The 16977-nt window shown below is 61.7% G+C and carries 13 protein-coding genes; 12 read left to right on the forward strand and 1 reads right to left on the reverse strand.

Going from position 1 to position 16977, the window contains the following annotated elements:
• The first annotated feature begins 223 nt into the window (after window positions 1-223).
• The 6 genes from arfA to AC1AUD_RS12455 all read left to right on the forward strand — a co-directional run bounded on the left by arfA (window position 224) and on the right by AC1AUD_RS12455 (window position 7422).
• Window positions 224-1780, forward strand: coding sequence for an arabinosylfuranosidase ArfA (gene arfA / locus AC1AUD_RS12430; protein WP_476574697.1), 1557 nt, complete (start codon window positions 224-226; stop codon window positions 1778-1780).
• Between the two features lie 77 nt (window positions 1781-1857).
• Complete coding sequence (locus tag AC1AUD_RS12435) at window positions 1858-3246, forward strand: ABC transporter substrate-binding protein (RefSeq protein WP_476574698.1); 1389 nt, start codon at window positions 1858-1860, stop codon at window positions 3244-3246.
• A 61-nt stretch (window positions 3247-3307) separates the two neighbouring features.
• Window positions 3308-4225: a carbohydrate ABC transporter permease gene (locus AC1AUD_RS12440; RefSeq protein ID WP_476574699.1), complete on the forward strand. Its 918-nt coding sequence runs from the start codon at window positions 3308-3310 to the stop codon at window positions 4223-4225.
• A gap of 1 nt (window position 4226) precedes the next feature.
• On the forward strand, window positions 4227-5117 hold the full coding sequence (locus tag AC1AUD_RS12445) for a carbohydrate ABC transporter permease (RefSeq protein ID WP_476574700.1): 891 nt from the start codon (window positions 4227-4229) through the stop codon (window positions 5115-5117).
• Between the two features lie 154 nt (window positions 5118-5271).
• Complete coding sequence (locus AC1AUD_RS12450) at window positions 5272-6306, forward strand: LacI family DNA-binding transcriptional regulator (protein WP_476574701.1); 1035 nt, start codon at window positions 5272-5274, stop codon at window positions 6304-6306.
• Between the two features lie 141 nt (window positions 6307-6447).
• Window positions 6448-7422: an aldo/keto reductase gene (locus AC1AUD_RS12455; RefSeq protein WP_476574724.1), complete on the forward strand. Its 975-nt coding sequence runs from the start codon at window positions 6448-6450 to the stop codon at window positions 7420-7422.
• A 161-nt stretch (window positions 7423-7583) separates the two neighbouring features.
• Here the strand turns inward: AC1AUD_RS12455 and AC1AUD_RS12460 are convergent, their stop codons facing one another.
• The gene (locus AC1AUD_RS12460) at window positions 7584-8606 is read right to left on the reverse strand and encodes an FAD:protein FMN transferase (protein ID WP_476574702.1); all 1023 of its coding nucleotides are present in this window, start codon (window positions 8604-8606) and stop codon (window positions 7584-7586) included.
• Window positions 8607-8876: 270 nt separating this feature from the next.
• Between AC1AUD_RS12460 and AC1AUD_RS12465 the strand changes: the two genes are divergently transcribed.
• From AC1AUD_RS12465 to AC1AUD_RS12490, 6 genes are all read left to right on the forward strand, one after another.
• Entirely contained in the window at window positions 8877-10655 is a 1779-nt protein-coding gene (locus tag AC1AUD_RS12465; protein ID WP_476574725.1) for an FTR1 family iron permease, read from the forward strand.
• A gap of 79 nt (window positions 10656-10734) precedes the next feature.
• Window positions 10735-11397 carry an iron transporter gene (locus AC1AUD_RS12470; protein WP_476574726.1) on the forward strand — a complete coding sequence of 221 codons (663 nt, stop codon included), beginning with the start codon at window positions 10735-10737 and terminating at the stop codon, window positions 11395-11397.
• A 514-nt stretch (window positions 11398-11911) separates the two neighbouring features.
• The gene (locus tag AC1AUD_RS12475; RefSeq protein ID WP_476574703.1) at window positions 11912-13357 is read left to right on the forward strand and encodes a Fe-S-containing protein; all 1446 of its coding nucleotides are present in this window, start codon (window positions 11912-11914) and stop codon (window positions 13355-13357) included.
• Window positions 13358-13369: 12 nt separating this feature from the next.
• Window positions 13370-14701, forward strand: a complete 1332-nt coding sequence (locus tag AC1AUD_RS12480; protein WP_476574704.1) for an ABC transporter permease — start codon at window positions 13370-13372, stop codon at window positions 14699-14701.
• A 111-nt stretch (window positions 14702-14812) separates the two neighbouring features.
• The gene (locus AC1AUD_RS12485; RefSeq protein WP_476574705.1) at window positions 14813-16087 is read left to right on the forward strand and encodes an ABC transporter permease; all 1275 of its coding nucleotides are present in this window, start codon (window positions 14813-14815) and stop codon (window positions 16085-16087) included.
• A gap of 66 nt (window positions 16088-16153) precedes the next feature.
• Window positions 16154-16945 carry an ABC transporter ATP-binding protein gene (locus AC1AUD_RS12490; RefSeq protein WP_476574706.1) on the forward strand — a complete coding sequence of 264 codons (792 nt, stop codon included), beginning with the start codon at window positions 16154-16156 and terminating at the stop codon, window positions 16943-16945.
• Window positions 16946-16977 lie beyond the last annotated feature (32 nt).

The raw sequence follows: 16977 nt of genomic DNA on the forward strand, positions 1-16977 counted from the left end.
GGGAAGGACCGGCGTGTCGTGTGGAAAATGGCGGATAGGGATAACATTGTACTTGCTTGGGTTGCATGGAGGGGCGGAGTGGGTGTATGGTTGTGGGCAACGCAGAAGTACAAGGTTGTACTTGATGGACAAGGAGCAATGAGACCGGCAATGGGACATGGTTTTATGTGCCATGAAGTACAACGTTGTATTTTGTCTGACAGCATGCGATGAAAGGAGATCGATGGCGAACGCGCAGAGCTTGGCGAAGGCCCGACTGGTGGTCGATGACGAATTCGAGGTGGCGCCGGTCGACGACCGTCTGTTCGGTTCCTTCGTGGAACACCTGGGGCGGTGCGTCTACACCGGCATCTACGAACCGGGACACCCGACGGCCGACGCCGATGGCTTCCGCCAGGATGTCATCGACCTGGTCAAGGAACTCGGGGCGACGACGGTGCGCTATCCAGGAGGCAACTTCGTCTCCGGATACCGTTGGGAGGACGGCGTGGGGCCGAAGGAGGCCCGTCCCCGTCGCCTCGACCTGGCGTGGCATTCCACCGAGACCAATGAATTCGGTCTGCACGAGATGGCCGCATGGCTACGCAAAACCGGCGGCAACGAACTCATGGAGGCCGTCAACCTCGGTTCGCGCGGGCTTCAGGAAGCCCTCGATTTGCTTGAATACGCGAATATCCCGTCCGGCACCGAGCTGTCCGAACGCCGCCGTGCCAACGGTGATGATCAGCCTCTCGGCATCCGCATGTGGTGCCTGGGCAACGAGATGGATGGCCCCTGGCAGCTTGGTCATAAGAACGCCGAGGACTACGGTACGCTCGCCGCGGACGTGGCGCGTGGCATGCGCCAGATGGATCCCGACGTCGAGTTGGTCGTCTGCGGCTCCTCCTCGCATGACATGAAGAGTTTCGGACGCTGGGAGGAGACGGTGCTCGAGAAGACCTACGACCTGGTCGACTTTGTCTCCTGCCACGCCTACTACCATCCCGAGCTGCAGTCCGACGGCACCCGCGACATGGTCAGCTTCATGGCCGCCGGCGTCGACATGGACAACTTCATCAAGGATGTCGCCGCGGCGATCGACGCGACCAAGGCACGCCTGAAGTCCGAGCACGACGTGTTCATTTCCTTCGACGAGTGGAATGTCTGGTACTTGAACGAGGAGCCGAGCAAGAACCCCGAGGGCATCGGCAACTGGCCGGTCGCTCCGCGCCTTCTTGAGGACGTCTACACCGCGGCCGACGCGGTCGTCTTCGGCGACCTTATGATCACGCTGCTCAAGAACGCCGACCGTGTGCACGCGGCGAGCCTAGCCCAGCTGGTTAATGTGATCGCCCCGATCATGACCGAGCCGGGCGGTCCCGCCTGGCGTCAGACCACGTTCCATCCGTTCGCGCTCACCGCGAAGCTCGCCAAGGGCGGCACCGTGCTTGAGCCGAAGCTTTCCTCCGGCACCTTCATGACTCCGCGCTACGGCGAAGTGCCGTCCGTCGACTCCGTGGCGGTGCGTTGCGCCGATGGATCGATCGCCGTGTTCGTCGTCAACCGCTCGCTCGAAGAGGCGGCTGACTTCGAGATTCGTCTGCCGGGCAATGCCGGCGCCGATGCCGGGCGGATCGAAGCGCTCACCCTTCACGAGGACGACATCCTAGCGAAGAATACGCTCGACGACCCCGACCGCGTCACCCTGCACCCCAATGACACCATCGCCCTCGACGCCGCCTCCGGTGCCGTGACCGCGACCCTGCCCCCGGTCTCCTGGACCGCCATTCACATCAAGTGAGGGGAGGAAAGCACAAACTTTCGAAAGCGTCTCCCGTCACCGCCGACCAGCATCGATCACAGAGAAAGGAAAAACAGATGACTGCCAAGGGAAAGAAGTTGCTCGCCACTGCTACCGCCACCGTGCTCGCCCTCACCATGGGTGCCTGCGGAGCTCCGGGTGGAACGACTGATGGAGCGGCCAAAGCGAACAACGACGCAAAGGCCAACGATAGCGCCCAGTGCCAGAACGCCATCAAGAAGGAGGGCGTTGAGAAGGTCACACTGTGGGCATGGTATCCGTCTATCGAGAAGATGGTGGACCAATTCAATGAGGAGCATGACGATGTGCAGGTCTGCTGGACCCGTGCAGGTTCGGGCCAAACGCAGTACCAGAAGATTACCACGGCCATCAAGGCAAAGTCTGGCCTCGCCGATGTGGTGCAGATTGAATATGATGTGCTCAGCCAGTATGTCTCGGGCGTCGAAAAACACCTGGTCGATCTGAACGAATATGGGGCCGATAAGGTTAAGGATGATTACACCGAGGGTGCTTGGAACTCCGTCAGTCTTGGCAGCGAGGACAGTGTTTACGCTATTCCGGTCGACCTCGGCCCGTATGTCATGATGTATCGCAAGGACATCTTCGACAAGTACGGGGTCAAAGTGCCGACTACTTGGGCTGAATATGAACAAGCCGGCAAGGAGCTTCGTGAGAAGGGCTTCGAGGGACATATCGGCAACTATGAGCCGAGCGGCAATGGTTCGAATATCGCATTGCTCGCCCAGAAGAATGCCGCGGTGTACGACTATTCCGCTTCCGATCCTGAAAAGATTGGCATTGACTTCGAATCCCAGGAAGCTCAGGATGTCATGGAATACTGGCAGCGTCTCGCCCAGGAGGACATCGTCACCACCGATGACGCCTACACCACGGAATGGTACAAGAAGATAGTCGATGGTTCGTGGGCGACTGCCGTGTGCGCCTCCTGGCTGGTCGGTAACCTGCGTGGCATCAGTGGCGCGGACGCCAATGCCGATTGGAAGGTGACGACCGCTCCGGTGTGGGACGACTCCACTCCGCAGGTCAATTTCGGAGGTTCCTCGTTGGCTGTGACCGATCAAGCCAAGCACACTGAGGCGGCGGCCAAGGTCGCCATGGAATTCTTCGCTAGTGATACGGTCCAGGAGACTGCGGTCACGGAGGCCGCGCTCTTCCCGACATGGACCAAGAAGCTCGAATCCGAGGAATTCATGAATATGACCGATGAATTCTACGGTGACCAGAAGATCAACGATGTGATTGTGCCTGTCGCTCAGGGGTACAAGGGATACAGCTTCTTGCCCTTCCAGCCGTATGCCTATGACGAGCAGACCAAGGTGTTTACCAACATCGTCCGGGATGGCGCGAATGTGGCTTCGTCCATGGAAGCTCTCGACAAGACGCTTTCGGATTACGCAACTCAGCAGGGGTTCACGCTGAAGTAACCGATTGCCCATAGTGGAGGGGAGACGCCCTTCTCCCCTCCTTTTCCCGAAGGAGACACTAATGTCAGCAAAGATCGCGGCATCCAAGTCGCGTAGCAGCGTCGGCAGGAATGAGAGCCTGTGGGGTTGGTTCTTCACTGCGCCGTTCGGCATCATATTCTTGATTTTTCTCGTTATTCCGCTTGTTTATGCGTTTTATGTGTCGCTGTTTTCCTACACGCAGTTGAGGGGTACCGTGTTCGCCGGGCTGAGTAACTATGCCCGCGCTTTTCAGGATCCGATTTTCCTCAAAGGCATGGGACGTGTGGTGCTCTTCACTGTGGTGATGGTGCCGGTGCAGCTGTGCTTCGCTCTGGCCCTGGCGCTGGTGCTGGACTCGATGAAGAACAAGTTCGCGTCGTTCACTCGCCTTGCGTTCTTCCTGCCCTATGCCATTCCTGTTGTGATAGGCGCGTTGATGTGGGGATTCCTGTATTCCAAGCAGATGGGGCCGTTTGCATCAATTTTTGATTTGTTCGGTTTCCCCACTCCGACCTTTCTATCGCCGGACGGGATATTCGGCTCATTGGTCAACGTCGTAACCTGGCAATGGACCGGCTATTACATGGTGATTCTGTATTCGGCGTTGCAATCGGTGCCAACGGAGCTCTATGAGTCCGCCCGCATTGATGGTGCCTCGGAGGTCAAGATAGCATTGCGCATCAAGACTCCGATGATTGCCAGTTCTATCGTGATGGTGACTATTTTCTCACTCATTGGCACACTGCAGTTTTACACCGAACCGGTGGTGCTGAGGAACAATGCCCCATCTGTCATCTCCCCCGAGTACACGCCGAATATGTATGCGCAAGCGTTGGCATTCAACTACAACCAGCTCAATTACTCGGCCACGGTGTCCTTTGCGCTGGGCTTGCTGGTGGTGGTGTTCAGCGTCATCTTCATGCGCGTGACGCGCAAGCAGTCCGGATTGGAGGATTGATATGGCCGGTCGAGTGAATGAAGTCCGAGGACAGCGCATCAAGACGGGTTCCAAGGCGTTCTCATATGTGTTGCTTGGAATCTGCCTAGTCTATTTCCTTTTCCCCGTATGGTGGCTTGTGGTCGCCGCGACCAAGACGAACGCTGGTTTGTTCACCGGTTCCGGCGGGCCGATGTGGTTCGATGAAGACTTCTCCTTGTTGGACAATATAAAGCAGCTGTCTACTTATGAGAACGGTATTTTCTGGCGCTGGCTCGGCAACTCCTTCCTGTATGCCTTCGTCGGTGGCTTCGGCGCCACCGCCATTTCGGTGATGGCGGGATATGGTTTCGCCAAATTCCGTTTCCGAGGCAGGAAGGTGTACTTCAACATCGTGCTGGGCGCATTGATGATCCCGACCACTGCGTTGGTGATTCCGACGTTTATTCTTATGTCCCAGTTTGGCATCACCGATACTATATGGGCCGTGCTGTTGCCTTCGTTGCTCTCGCCTTTTGGCACATATCTCATGCGTGTGTATTGCATGGGTTCTCTGCCCGATGAGATGTTGGAGGCGGCACGTGTCGACGGTGCCGGCGAACTGCGTACCTTCTTCCAGGTGTCTCTGCCCATCATGACCCCGGCCATCACCACGGTGTTCCTGTTGAGCGTCGTCGGCTGCTGGAACAACTTCTTCTTGCCATCCGTGGTGTTGTCGAACACCAAGTTGTTCCCGATTACCGTTGGATTGACGCAATGGCAGGTCAAGTCGAATATGGGGGCCGGCGCGGAGCAGGTGTGGAATCTCGTCACCTCGGGTGCCTTCGTCTCCATCATTCCGTTGGTGTTGGCGTTCCTCTTCCTGCAACGCTACTGGGTCGGAGGCTTGACCGCAGGTTCGGTCAAGGCCTGATGCCGAGGAGAGTATAGAATCAGATGGCCCGGCTCTTTTGCAAAAAGGAACGGGTCATCGCATTGTATGGATCGGAGAAACAACGTTGTTCTTGCAGTAGGGTAGGGAATCTAACGGTGTTGACAGCTGCGAAGCATAGGGAGGCGATGACAAGATGAAGCGCGTGACCATCAAGGACGTGGCCCGTGAATCCGGCGTCTCTATCAAAACGGTGTCTAATGTGCTCAATGGTTCCGGCAGCATGAGGCCAGAGACTCGAAAAAGGGTCGAGGAGACGATGCTTCGGATTGGCTATTCCCTGAATGCTTCGGCTCGCTCATTGAAAACGGGCAGTTCGCATCTCCTCGGCCTGGCGACGTTCAACTTTTCACAGCCATTTCCCGCATTGTTCGCCGACATGCTCATTAAGGAGGCCCGCAAACGTCAATATGGCGTGATGATCGATGCCTATGACTTGGAGGGAGTCGGGCTGGAGCAGATCATGGGGGAAATTTCCTCGATGGGAGCGGATGGCTGGGTGTTTCTTGCCGACCGTGCGCTCGCCAATGGCGGTGCCATCCTCAACCAGCCGTACCCGGTGGTGTTGGTGGGGGATTATGCGGCACATGATAGGGCCGATAGCGTCATGATGCCCAATGTGGAGGCGGTGCGGTATGCAACATCACGTCTTCTAGAGACGGGTATGCGGCGCGTCGGATTGATTGGGGCTCCGGAACGTCAGGGAATTGAGACGGTTTTCTCGGCTGTTGAGGGTGGTCGTCCCCTTCGCACCAGAGGATATGTGGAGGCATTCGAGAGCGCCGGTTTGAAAGTGGATTGGCATCTTGTGGTATCGGGCGGCAAATGGAACCGTCCTGATGGTGAACGAGCGGTCAAGGAGCTATTAGGCCGTGGCGCCTGCCCTCAAGCCATCGTTTGTCTGAACGATGCCTTGGCCCTTGGCGCTATGCATGAGTTGCAGCGTCGCGGCATACGCATTCCCGACGACGTCGAGATCGTGGGATTCGATAACGTTCCCGATGCCCGATACGTCACTCCCACGCTGACCACGATTGATCCCAATGTCCGGGATTGCGCGCGTCAGGCCATCAATATGCTCATTGAGCGCATCGAAGGATACGATGGGCCTGCACGTACCTACACCACTGACTTCACGCTCGTTGAACGTGCCTCGACGCGGCTCGGATGAGTTGGGTTCATGGCGGTCGGGGCGTGGTGCTGAGCGATGATGTCTGGCTGCGACGACATCCGATGCGCGGCCGCGTGGTTCTTGGTTTGACTACAGTGGGTGCTGGCGATGTGCCCTATCAGGGAGGATGAAAACGTGACTATGAGAACCATCGAAATCGGGCGCTCGGGAGTGCGCGCCTCGCAGATCGCGCTGGGCGTGATGCGCATGGATGTGCTGGAGCCGGCGGCCGCGGCCGAAGTGGTGCGCACGGTCGCCGAACGCGGCGTGAATTTCTTCGACACCGCCGACATCTATGGGTTCGGCGTGCGCGCTTTGCATGCCAGCTCGGCCGCGTTCGGGCGCGCGTGGCATGACGCGGGGCTGAAGCGCGAGGATATCGTCATCCAGACGAAATTCGGCATCGATTACGACTTTGCGGACACCTCGCTGGACCGGCCGAAGCAATACGACTTCTCCGCCCGTCATCTGGTGGACAGCTTGGACGAGGAACTGAAGGCCCTCGGCACGGATTACGTCGATTTCGCGCTGCTGCACCGCCCGGATACGCTGATGGAGGCCGAGGAGGTCGTTTCGGCCCTCGACGCACTGCACAAGGCCGGCAAGGTCCGTCATTTCGGCGTGAGCAATATGAATCCTTGGCAGATCGAGCTGCTGCGTTCGTGGCTCGGCGACGAGCCGGCCATGCGTTTGGAGGCCAATCAGCTGCAATTCGGCCTGATGCACGCGCAGATGGTTGCCGACGAGACGCTGGTCAACACCACGCTTGCCCCGGTCGCCAACCATGCCGACGGGCTGCTGGCATACTCGCGCTTGCGGCATATGACGATCCAAGCGTGGAGCCCGTTCCAGTCCGGCACCGAGCATGGGCCGTTCGTCGGCAACGAGCATTTCCCGGCGCTCAACGCCGAGCTGAACCGTCTTGCTGCCGCGCACGGCGTGAGCGCCAATGCCATCGCGACCGCGTGGATTCTGCGCCATCCGGCCAGCATCCAGCCGGTGCTCGGTTCGATGAATCCCGCACGTTTGAACGAGATGATTGACGGTGCCGACGTCGAGCTCAGCCGCGAGGAGTGGTATGCCCTCTATGCGGCGGCCGGCAACCTCATGCCGTGAGTCAATTCTTGTTGCCCGCGGTTGTCCGGAATTTTCGGACAACCGCTTTTGCGTGTCCTGCCGGGAACGATGTGCGCTGTTCGCGAGGTGCCTCCTAGTGGGGTTCTTGTTGCTGAATTGGTGGAATTCCGCCATTCCTTTCGCTCAGCATGGCAGCTCGTTTATTGGAACAGTTCGCCGGGGAAACCGTGGGTGACGGCAGCAGTGCGGTCGGCGCGCAGGATCGCGGCCTCGTAGGGCGCATGGGCGCGCAACCGGGCCGGGGAAGCGGCGAACAAAGCGGTAGCCAGGCCATCGGCAAGGGCGGTCGGATATCGGGCGGCCATGTCGCCGATGGGAGTCGGCTGATGGGGCGTCGACGGGAAGCCGTCGGATGATGCGCGCATGCCGTGCATCGTCGTTTCGACGAAAGTCCAAGTCGCGGCGATATCATTGACCGGGCGTCCGTCGAGTGCGTTGAGCAGATGGTGCAGTTGATGCCCTGCAGCCTCGCCCCAGTGTCGCCGGCTGGGTGCGCTGGCGCAGAACGCGCCTTCCTCCACATGGGCCACTCCCACTGCCTGCGTTTGGTTCTCGGGATCCTCGAGTCCTATCGTCACGGGCGCGCCGGGGGAGTGAATCAGCAGATCGCCGCCCGCGTCGATGACGAAGGGTGGCGCGCCGGCTTTACCGCAGAACAATATTCCGGACAGCAGATCCACCAGATATCCCTTGCCGCATGCCCCGAAGTCCAAGGCGACCGGTCCATGCGCGACCAAGGTCGTCCCATGCCGCTCGACGTCCCCACGCCAAGTGGGCCGCCCGCCGAGTGAGCCGAGCCGTCCCTCCGCGCCGGTCTCCATGACGAGGTAATACCGCGCGTCATATCCCAGCCGGGTCAGGTCCTCGCCGACGCATGGGTCGAACGCGCCCTTGGTGGCGTCGGCCAGCAGGTCGCACAGTCCGAACAAGCCGGCCGCCCAGTCAGGGAATCGGAAGACGCCGCCATCCGGGGCCACCGCCATCGCGGCCACCTGCGAGTCCCGCCGGAACCGCGACAACACGCATTCGTATTCCCTGATGAAACCGCGCGCCCGCCGCAGCGCGCCGTCGCCCACCGGCGCCGCCGACTGCGCGATGACGCCGGTCCCCAGCGCGCCTGGGAAGGCCGCCGCATACGGCATGCGCTCGTCGAGTCCGCTCATAGTCCCATCCTAAAGCCCTGTCCATATTGTGATTTCGGATGCTGATATCTCACGATATGGAATTGATGTTCCTTGGCTGCGATATGCACAGTTGGGCAAAATCCTTGTTATTCCAAGGAAAGCCGAGTGCAATATGAACATTTCATAACTCTGTTCATCGAAAAAATCAAGACTGTTGCGCCAAGTTTTTCCGTCATATCGTGGGCTGAGATTCATGGGGAGGGAGTTTCGATGTCAGCATGCCTTGCGAAGCCGTGCCCTGCGCCTGCCATGCGCGCGGGGAAGGCAAGCGCGCTCGTGGCATTGTTCGGAGTGCTGGTGATGGTCGCCGCGCTGTTCGCCGGTCCCGCCGGTCCGCTGTCCGCGGCGAGGGCGCACGCCGAGGACTCGGCCACGGGATATGACTCCTGGTCCCAGATCGCCGAGGGCATCGACGGCCAGCTCAAGGACGGCAAAACAGCCTATGATTCCGGCGATTCCGCCGCCGCGGCTTCCGACTTCGAGAACGCCTACCATATGCTGTTCCATGCCTCCAACTATGCCAAGGTCGTCTCCGACACCTTGGGGCAGGACGTCTACAACCGGCAGGACCAGCAATTCCAGCAGATCGTCGGCCTCGAATACACGCCCGGCCAAGGCGCGCAACTCGACCAGGTCATCGCCGCGCTGACTGCGGACGTGAACGGCTCGGCCGCCACCCTCGACCAGAATCCGAAACTCAAGAATCCGCGGGATTACGCCGCGGCGCGTGAGGCGGAGACGAAACAGGAGCGCAAGGAGCTCCAGGCGAATAAGAAGCGCGTCAACAAAGGCAAGGGCGACCGCACTTGGGGCGATGTGGCGGTCGAGATGAACGCGATCCTCGACAAGGCGTATGACAAGGCCGCCTCCGGCGACGCGAAGGACGGCCGCGACCTCGTCAACAACGCCTACTACCAGTATTACGAGAAGCTCGGCTTCGAGAAGAACGTGATGAACGCGATCTCCGGTTCGCGCGTCACCGAGGTCGAATACCAGTTCAAGGCCACGCGCAAGGCCATGAACGAGGGCGACTCCGCAGGCGATGTCAAGGTGCTCGTCGATGAGCTCAAGAACATGCTCGTCACCGACGCGGCCAAGCTCGACGGCGGCGCGGAGCAGCAGGTCTCCGGCTTCTCCAAGTTCATCACCAGCTCCATCGGCCAGGCCTTCATCATCCTCATCCGCGAGGGACTTGAGGCGCTGCTTGTGGTGGCGGCCGTCATCGCCTACCTCGTCAAATCCGGCAACAAGCGCTTCGTCAAGTGGATCTATCTCGGCGTGATCGTCGGTCTGGCGGGCTCCGGCGTCATCGCCGTGGTGCTCGGCCGGCTGTTCGGCGGCTCCGGCCCGCAGCAGGAGATCATGGAGGGCGTGTGCGCGCTCGTGGCCATGTGCATGCTGCTGTGGACCAGCAATTGGATGCTCAACAAGAGCTCCGTCGAATCCTGGAACCGCTACATCGCCTCGAAAACCGAGACCGCCGTTTCCTCGGCGCGCGCCCGCCTCGATGCCGGCGAACGGGTTGGCTTTGGCATGGTCGCATCGCTGGCGGCGCTGAGCTTCCTCGCCGTGTTCCGCGAGGGGGCCGAAACCGTGATCTTCTACGAATCGATCTATTCGATGAGCCAGGATGCGCGCGGCATGTGGATCGGTGGACTTGCGGCCGCCGCCGTGCTGGTCGTCGTGTTCCTCGTCATCCGCTTCACCTCCGTGAAGATTCCGATTGGCCCGTTCTTCCTCGTCACCTCGATCCTCATGGCCGTGCTGGTCGTGATCTTCGCCGGCGGTGGCGTCCACGCGCTGATCGAGGGCGATGTGTTCGACGTGCATATGATCGCGGGCCTGCCGACCAACGACTGGCTCGGTTTCTATCCTTACGCCGAGACCATCGTCGCCCAGGTGCTGGCTGCGCTGGCCGTGGTCATCCTGTTCGCGGTCGGCTTCGTCCGGCAGCGCAACGCCAAGGCCAAGGCCGAAATCGTTCCCGGCGAGAGCGGCACGCTGAATACTCCTGCGGAACAGGACTGATGGCCTTCCGCCAATATCAATGCTTCGCCTCGACCTCGGGGCAGAAATTTCATCAACCGATCAAAGGGAGAGAACCATGATGCAGAACAGGAAACTTGCCGCCGTTCTCGGCGCGCTGCTCGCCGGCACGCTGACCTTCGGCCTGGCCGCCTGCGGCTCCACCAATGCCGCGGATTCGGGCGAGGCGAAGTCCGCCGACAGCGCGCAGACCGCCGATTCCAGCTCGGATGATGCTGCGGCCGCCGACACCGGCGCCGGCTTCGAGGAGATCCCGGTCGACCCCGACCACTCCGATCAGGAGGTCGGCCCGCTGACCGTCAACGCCGTCTACTTCCAGCCCATTGATATGGAACCGGCCGGCATGGGCCTCAAGGCCGCCGAGGCGTCCTTCCATCTCGAGGCCGATATCCATATCAACCAGAAGGGCACCGAGCTGGGCTACGCCAAGGGCGATTTCATCGCGGACCTGACCGTCAACTACGACATCATCGACAACTCCTCCAAGCAGTCGGTCGGCTCCGGCACCTTCATGCAGATGATGGCCTCCGACGGCCCGCACTACGGCGCGAACATCAAGCTCGACCAGGCCGGCTCCTACACGCTCAAGCTCTCCATCGAGTCCCCGGAGAAGAAGGGCTGGATGCTGCACGTCGATCCCGAGACCGGCGTCAAGGGCCGCTACTGGACCGAGCCGATCGAGGTCGAGTTCCCCAACTGGAACTACACCCCGCAGGAATGGTGACCGGCCGCAATTCCTGCGGAATTGCACAAGCCGGTCACGCGAGCGGTCTGCCGTAATTCCGAAGGAATTGCAATCGCAGACCGCGCGAGGAGGCCGAAGAGGAAGCGCAGTGCGCTTCCGTGCCGACGGAGCCATCCTTGTGACAGAACGCAACCACCATCCCGTGGCCGCATGATCTCCCCGCGTACGTTTCTCCGCACCACGACAAGGGGCATGCGGAGAAACGTACATATAGCCGGTCCTTCCGATACGTTTTTCCGCACCCGAACGAAGCCCCTGCGCAAAAACGTACGCTGAGGCATCCTATCCGTACGTTTTTACGCAGGTCAACGGTATGGATGCTCAGAAACGTACTCCTGGCGGCGCTTAGCGTACGTTTCTGCGCAGGGTCATCGTCGGACTGCGAAGAAACGTACATTACGGCCCCGCCGCGGATTGGCCGAGTCCAGCAGGGGGCGTCGGTTTTCCGGTATTCCACCCGCATACCTCCGAAAGGAGTTCCAAGGAGCGCATCATGCTGCTGCAATATGTGACCGTTCTCCAAGGCACGCTGGCGCCATCGCTTCTGGTGATGGCGCTTGGCGCGTTATTGACGGTCGGCGAGGGGCGCGACAAGCCGAGGAGCGCGCATTGGCGGACCATCGGTCTGTTGGTCGGTCTCGCCGGCGCCATCGTGTTCGCGGCATTGCGTGCCTCCGCGGTGATCACCCAACGCACCGTTGTGAACTTTCCGACGCTTATCGCCTGCGTGATCCTCGACGTGCTCGTTTTCGCCGTGGCAATCGTCGCCCGGCGCATCGTGACGCGGTGGGAGGCCGGCCATGACGCCGAGCATATCGGGAATGGCGTCGTCGGTGCCGTCGGTGCCGCATCCAGCGCCGCGTCCATCGCCCGCCGCCGTCGCCTCGCGCTGGACGTCGCGAACGGCATCGCGGCGCTGGCCATCGCGGCGACGACCTTCCGCGCGTTGCCCGATGTGATTCTGCGGCTCACGATCTTCGTGGAGCCCGGCGATCCGGTGTTCACCTCCGAGATGCTGCTGCGCGCGCTTGGCTTCCTGCTGGGCGCGGCCACCGCGGCCGTCGCCGCGTTGATATTCCGCGCATTGCGCCCCGCCCGCCTGTCCGGCCATCGTGGGGCGCAGGCCGCGTTCCAATGCGCCGCGTTGCTGCTGATCGCGCTAATCTTCGTGCAACACGCCACCGATCTGGCGCAGATCCTGCAGTCCAAGCGTCTGGTCGTCTTCGGCACGCATGCCTTCCTTGCGTTGGTGTGGTTCATCAACCACCAGCGCTGGATGGTCATCGCCCAGGCCGTGGCGTTCGCGATTCCCGCGCTGGCGTCGGTGGTCATCGGATTCCGTTCGGGACGCGGCACATCCCATTCCGGCTCGCCGGCTGCCATCCGGGGCCGTGGCGCCGGGAATGGGAGCGGGGCCGATGCCAAGTCCCATCTCAATCAAGCGCAGGAACGCCAGCTCAAGGCATTCCGTCGCCGCGCCAAGGCCGCCGGCGTGTGGAGCCTCGTCGCCGTCATCGGCATCACCGTCGCGCTCACCTACGGCGTCGCGCAGACGCAGAAGGTCGTCGTGCTGTCGCCGCCGGAATCATATTCCCTCAAGGATGGCGTGGCGACGATACCCTTCTCCCAGGTCGAGGACGGCCATCTGCACCGCTTCGAATACAAGGCGCAGGACGGCACCGTCATGCGCTTCATCATCATCAAGAAGAACGGCGGCGCCTACGGCATCGGCCTCGACGCGTGCGAAAACTGCGGCGACGCCGGCTACTACGAGAAGGACGGCAAGATCATCTGCAAGAAATGCGATGTGGCGATCAACCTCGCCACCATCGGTTTCAAAGGCGGGTGCAATCCCGTGCCGCTGCCGTACAAAACCGGCCAGGGCAGCATCACCATCCAATCCGCCGACCTCGACGCGTTGAGCGCCCACTTCCAGTGAAAGGCGCGTGACATGTTCTTCCTGCGTATGATCGGCCGGTCCTTCACCCGCCAGCTCAAGCGGCGTCTGCTCATCGCCGTCACCGTGTGCCTGTCGGCCACGGTGTCGGTGGCGATGCTCGGCGTCGTCTTCGACGTGGGCGACAAACTCAACGCCGAGCTGTCGACCTATGGTTCGAATATCACGGTCCAGCCGAAGGCCGACGCCGTGGTGGCGGATCTCTACGGCTCCGGTTCCGGTTCCGCCGAGGGCGCGTCAGCCGACGCCTCCGATCCCGATGCCTTCCTCAAGGAATCGGACGCGAAGAAGATCAAGACGATTTTCTGGGCCTACAACATCACCAACTTCGCGCCGAAGCTCGATATCCACGCCGATATGGAAAGCGCGCACGCCAAGGCCTCCGATGTGCCGCTGACCGGCACCTGGTTCGACAAGGAGCTGCATCTCGAATCCGGCGAGACCACGGTCGTCGGCGTCCAAGGCATGCGCTCGTGGTGGAAGGTCGAGGGGCGTTGGGCCAAGGACGACACCGCCGAGGCGATGGCGGGCAAGGATCTGGCCGCGAAACTCGGCCTGCGGCGCGGCGATTCGCTGACCGTGACCAAACGGGGCTCCGACGGCACAACGCGCAGCCAGCGGCTCACGGTCGTCGGCATCTTCGATTCCGGCGACGATGACAACGGCTCCCTGTATCTGCCCAGTTCCGTGGCGCAGGTGCTGGCGAACCTGCCGGATGCGGCCAACAGCATCGAGGTCAAGGCGCTGACGACCCCGGAGAACGATTTGGCACGCAAAGCCGCGAAGAACCCGGCCGCGTTGAGCCAGGAGGAATGGGAGACGTGGTATTGCACCGCCTATCCCTCGTCGATCGCCTACCAGATCGAGGAGGTGATTCCCGGCGCGGTGGCCAAGCAGGTGCGTCAGGTCGCCGCGTTGCAGGGCGACGTGCTCAACAAGACGCAGGCCGTGATGATCCTGATGACCGTGCTGTCGTTGGTCGCTGCCGCCGTGGCCGTGGCCAACCTCATGGCCGCCTCGATCGGCGAACGCGGTTCGGAGTTGGCGCTGCTCAAGGCCATCGGTGCCACCGATGGCGCGGTCAGCCGGCTGATGCTCGCCGAAACCGCGCTGATATCGTTGGCCGGCGCGCTCGTCGGCGCGGTGCTCGGTTCCGGCGTTGCACAGATTGTGGGGCGGGTGGTGTTCGACTCCGGCATCACGATGCGCCCGATGGTGTTCGTGCTGGTGTTCGTGCTGCTTGCCGTCACCGTGCTCGTCGCGTCGCTGGGGTCGATCCGGTCGATATTGGGGCTGAGACCGGCGGAGGTTTTGCATGGAAGGTGACGGGTTTGAGATGGCGTTGGGCGGTCCATACTCGGCCGCGGCTGCGGCCTCGGTCACAAACAGTCCACTGGACTGTTTGTTGAGCGAACGAAGTGAGTCGAAGGATCTCATATGAGCAATACCAAGATGTTCCTCGCCATGGTGCGGGGCGCCGTGTTCCGCCGGCGCTCGCGGGCGCTGATGGCGGTCGTCGCGTCGATGATCGGCGCGGCCACGCTGTTCTGCCTGACCGCCGTGTGCATCGCCGTTCCGCAGCAGATGAACGAGGAGATGCGCGCATATGGCGCGAACCTCATCGTCACGCCGAACGCGGACGGTCCGCAGGCCGGCGGCATCGCCGACGATATGGTCGCCCACACCACCGAGATGGTCGAGGCGAAGGCGCCGGCCCGCCACGCCACCTACCGCTACGAGAACGTGCGCGTCAACGCCGCTCCATACACGCTCGCCGGCGTCAATGTCGCGCAGGTGCGCGAGCTCAACCGCCATTGGAACGTCGACGGCGGATGGCCGGCCAAGGGCGAGGTTATGGTCGGCCGCGATGTGGCCGATGCGATGGGACTTTCCGTTGGTTCGCGCATCACGATCGGATATCGTGCGTCGGATAATGCGGATGCCTCCGCCGGGAATGGCACTGGTTCCGAAAATACGGATGCCTCCGTCGACGGAGGATCTACTGGCCCCTCCGCTTCTTCGGACGGTGCGATGAAAGACGGCCGCGTCGCCTCCGACATCATGGACACCGACGGCACCGAATTCCGCGTCGCCGGCATCGTGGACACCGGCGGCGAGGAGGACGGTCTCATCTACGCCACCGCCGCGGACGTCGAGCAACTCACCGGAGCCAAACGCGGTGCCGACGTCATCGAATACTCCGCCGACGCCTCTGCCGACGGGCTGGAAGGCATCGTATCCAGCATCAACCAGATGACCTCGATGGGTGTGACGGCGCGGCAGGTCACCAAGATCACCGCTTCCAACACACGTATCATCGCCATGCTGCGCACCCTGTTCTGGATTGTCTCGGCCGTGGTACTGGTGCTCACGCTCGTCGGCGTCTCGACGACGATCAGCTCGATCGTCGCGCAGCGGCGCAATGAAATCGGTCTGAGGAAGGCGCTGGGCGCGAGCTCGGCGTCCATCGGCGTGGAATTCACCGTCGAATCGGCTATATACGGCCTTGCGGGCGGCCTGCTGGGCACGGCCATCGGCTTCGGTTTCGCGGCGGCGCTGACGGTCGCGGTATTCGAACGCACGCTGGCCTTCAATTGGCCGCTGGCGGTTGGCTCGGTGCTTTTCAGCGCGCTTATCGCCGTCATCGCCTCGGTGCCGCCGGTCCGCCGCGCCACCCGCATCGATCCTGCCGTGGTGCTGAGGGAGGAATGATGGTCGTCCGCTGCTTCGAAACGCCCCGCCCCAAGGCATCCCACCATATCGTCGAAGGAAATAACCATGCTGCTTGAACTGGACCATATCTCGAAGATCTACGGAGACCTCCATGCGGTCGACGATCTGAGCTTGACCGTGCCCGAGGGGCAGTGGCTGGCGATCGTCGGCTCGTCGGGCTCCGGCAAAACCACGCTGATGAACATGATCGGCTGCATGGACACTCCGTCCAAGGGCTCCGTGTCGCTCGAAGGGCGCCGTCTGGAGGACCTCAACGCCGCCCAGCTGGCCGACGTGCGCAAGAACCTTATCGGACTGGTGTTCCAGAAGTTCTATCTGGTGCCGCATCTGACGGCTGTGGAGAACGTGATGGTCGCGCAGTACTACCATTCCGTCGTCGACGAGAAGGAGGCGTTGGCGGCGCTCGAGCGCGTCGGGCTCAAGGACCGCGCGCATCATCTGCCGGGCCAGCTTTCCGGCGGCGAACAGCAGCGCGTGTGCATCGCCCGCGCGCTGATCAATTGCCCGAAGTTGATCCTCGCGGATGAGCCGACGGGCAATCTCGACGAGAAGAACGAGCGGATCGTGCTCGATCTGTTCCGCGACCTGCACCGGCAGGGCACGACGATTATCGTCGTCACCCACGATGCGCTGGTGGCGGGGTGCGCGGAACGTGAGATCATGCTCAATCACGGCGTGCTCGTCGGCGAGCAGTGGAACGACGAGGAGGCGCGCGCGGCATATGAGGCGGCCGGCGGGCGCCCCGCCTTCACCGGGGCGGCGGCCGAGGGCGCGCAGCGCGAGGGCGACCTGCCCGTCGGGTTCGCCGATCCGACCAAGAAGGCCAAGGTCGACTGAGACTGGTTTGGGCTGCGACGAGGCTTGGAAGA

Source organism: Bifidobacterium sp. LH_730 (assembly GCF_056355835.1).

Bases quoted from the DNA above. Each gene is read 5' to 3' on its own strand.
- arfA (WP_476574697.1), top strand. From the start codon at position 224: ATGGCGAACGCGCAGAGCTTGGCGAAGGCCCGACTGGTGGTCGATGAC.
- AC1AUD_RS12435 (WP_476574698.1), top strand. From the start codon at position 1,858: ATGACTGCCAAGGGAAAGAAGTTGCTCGCCACTGCTACCGCCACCGTG.
- AC1AUD_RS12440 (WP_476574699.1), top strand. From the start codon at position 3,308: ATGTCAGCAAAGATCGCGGCATCCAAGTCGCGTAGCAGCGTCGGCAGG.
- AC1AUD_RS12445 (WP_476574700.1), top strand. From the start codon at position 4,227: ATGGCCGGTCGAGTGAATGAAGTCCGAGGACAGCGCATCAAGACGGGT.
- AC1AUD_RS12450 (WP_476574701.1), top strand. From the start codon at position 5,272: ATGAAGCGCGTGACCATCAAGGACGTGGCCCGTGAATCCGGCGTCTCT.
- AC1AUD_RS12455 (WP_476574724.1), top strand. From the start codon at position 6,448: ATGAGAACCATCGAAATCGGGCGCTCGGGAGTGCGCGCCTCGCAGATC.
- AC1AUD_RS12460 (WP_476574702.1), bottom strand. From the start codon at position 8,606: ATGAGCGGACTCGACGAGCGCATGCCGTATGCGGCGGCCTTCCCAGGC.
- AC1AUD_RS12465 (WP_476574725.1), top strand. From the start codon at position 8,877: ATGCGCGCGGGGAAGGCAAGCGCGCTCGTGGCATTGTTCGGAGTGCTG.
- AC1AUD_RS12470 (WP_476574726.1), top strand. From the start codon at position 10,735: ATGCAGAACAGGAAACTTGCCGCCGTTCTCGGCGCGCTGCTCGCCGGC.
- AC1AUD_RS12475 (WP_476574703.1), top strand. From the start codon at position 11,912: ATGCTGCTGCAATATGTGACCGTTCTCCAAGGCACGCTGGCGCCATCG.
- AC1AUD_RS12480 (WP_476574704.1), top strand. From the start codon at position 13,370: ATGTTCTTCCTGCGTATGATCGGCCGGTCCTTCACCCGCCAGCTCAAG.
- AC1AUD_RS12485 (WP_476574705.1), top strand. From the start codon at position 14,813: ATGAGCAATACCAAGATGTTCCTCGCCATGGTGCGGGGCGCCGTGTTC.
- AC1AUD_RS12490 (WP_476574706.1), top strand. From the start codon at position 16,154: ATGCTGCTTGAACTGGACCATATCTCGAAGATCTACGGAGACCTCCAT.